This window comes from Mycobacterium sp. NGS26 (genome assembly GCF_059813025.1).
The window spans coordinates 1-828 of the sequence record NZ_JCALDU010000024.1 but is presented as its reverse complement, the minus strand read 5'-3'; the positions used below and the strand labels follow the sequence as shown (position 1 = coordinate 828).

Below are 828 nucleotides of genomic sequence, written 5' to 3'. Positions count from 1 at the left end.
CGCCGGCGGGACGCTGACGGATACCGGCAGCGTGACGGTGTCGGGCACGTTGACCGATGGCGGCACTATGACGGTGGGCACCGCCAGCGCGAATAGCGGCACGTTGACGGTGGGGAGCACCGGTCCGGGCAGTGGCACGCTGGCGGTCAACGGGGGTCTGACGGTGAACGCCGGGGGGACGCTGACTGACACCGGGACGGTCACGGTGTCGGGGACGTTGACGGATTCGGGCACGGTGACGGTGGGGACCGGCAGCGCCAATAGTGGGACGTTGACGGTGGGGAGCACCGGCCCGGGTAGCGGCACGTTGAATGTCGGCTCCGGGGTGACGTTGACGGTGAACTCCGGGGGGACGCTGACCGATACCGGCAGCGTGACGGTGTCGGGCACGTTGACGGATTCGGGCACGGTGACGGTGGGTACCGCCAGTGCGAATAGTGGGACGTTGACGGTGGGTAGCACCGGACCGGGTAGTGGCACCTTGGCGGTCAATGGTGGGCTGACCGTCAATGTCGGCGGGACGCTGACGGATACCGGCAGCGTGAGTGTGTCGGGGACGTTGACGGATTCGGGCACGGTCACGGTGGGCACCGCCAGTGCGAATAGCGGGACGTTGACGGTGGGGAGCACCGGTCCGGGTAGTGGCACGCTGGCGGTCAATGGTGGGCTGACCGTCAATGCTGGTGGGACGCTGACCGACACCGGGACGGTCACGGTGTCGGGCACGTTGACGGATTCCGGCACCATGACGGTCGGCACCGGCACCGCCAACAGCGGCACGCTGAGCGTGACCGGCACCCTGACCGACAACGGGGTCGTGACGATCAA

General features: G+C 68.1%; 1 protein-coding gene and 1 pseudogene. One reads left to right on the top strand and one right to left on the bottom strand.

Annotated elements, in window-relative coordinates; translation table 11 throughout:
• A pseudogene (locus tag AC5Y6X_RS24375) lies at window positions 1–582 on the bottom strand (hypothetical protein); the annotation flags it as partial.
• Between the two features lie 37 nt (window positions 583–619).
• Here AC5Y6X_RS24375 and AC5Y6X_RS24370 point away from each other — a divergent pair.
• On the top strand, window positions 620–828 hold a 209-nt coding region (locus tag AC5Y6X_RS24370; RefSeq protein WP_499989708.1), incomplete at its 3' end, for a hypothetical protein.